The sequence below is a fragment of the Massilia sp. LC238 genome, from assembly GCF_000735635.1.
In the GTDB taxonomy this organism is placed as follows: Bacteria; Pseudomonadota; Gammaproteobacteria; order Burkholderiales; family Burkholderiaceae_D; genus Telluria; species Telluria varians.
Genome location: NZ_JNNN01000057.1, coordinates 1 through 927 on the forward strand (window position 1 = coordinate 1; position 927 = coordinate 927).

The following is a 927-nucleotide window of genomic DNA, read 5'->3' on the forward strand; positions in this document are numbered from 1 at the left end:
GGCTTTGTTGAGCAAATCGAGTGAAGGCCGAGCTGACGCTGTTTGTAATCAGTTTTATAACACTGGGACCGTGACCGGGGTACCCAGCCGAGTGAAGCGGTTGAGCACGGCAGCGCGTATCTGCAATTCGGCCACCTGACGGTCGAAGTCGCGTGCCATGACCCGTTCGCCCAACAGCTTGAAGCAGCGAATTTTTGTTTCGACAAGACTGCGCCGGTGGTAGCCGCTCCACTTTTTCCAGATCGCCCGACCCAGTCTGCGCGTCGTGTGCAAGATCTCGTTGCGTGCATCGGCACCGCAGCGGTTCGCCTTCCAGGGCTTGGCGTTCTTGCGGGTTGGGATGATGGCATGGGCGGCGCGCAAGGCGATCGCCTCGTGACAGTCCTTCGTGTCGTAAGCGCCATCGCCACTAACGCTGGCGATGGACTCGTCGGCTGGAATTTGATCCAGCAGCGCTGGCAGGACAGGCGCGTCGCCGATACTGTTGTCGGTTACTTCCATCGCCCGGATCTCGAGCGTGGACGCGTCGATCCCGAGGTGCACCTTGCGCCACTGGCGGCGATAGTCCGCGCCATGCTTTTTCGTCTTCCATTCGCCTTCGCCCAACATCTTGATGCCCGTGCTGTCCACCAGCAAATGCAAGCCTGTCGTAGTCGGCGTGGCGCCAATGGCCACCTGTAGTGTTTTTTGCCGTCGACTTACCGTGCTGTAGTCCGGCACCGGCGAATGAAGTCCAGCCAAGCGCAGCAGGCTTTGCGCCATGCCCATGGCCTGCCGTAATGGTAAATTGAAGAGGCACTTGATGCTCAGGCAGAACTGGATCGCCTCGTCGCTGAACGTCTGGCTGCGCCCGCGCTTGCCGCTCGGCTGGCCGTGCCAGTTCATCTTCGGATCAAGCCAGATCAGCAGCGAACCGCGTGACTTGAG

At 60.2% G+C, this 927-nt stretch carries 1 protein-coding gene; it reads right to left on the reverse strand.

Annotated elements, in window-relative coordinates; genetic code table 11:
- Nucleotides 1-54: 54 nt before the first annotated feature.
- A partial coding sequence (locus FG94_RS15995) for an IS5-like element ISJsp2 family transposase (RefSeq protein WP_036213710.1) occupies nucleotides 55-927 on the reverse strand: 873 nt, incomplete at its 5' end.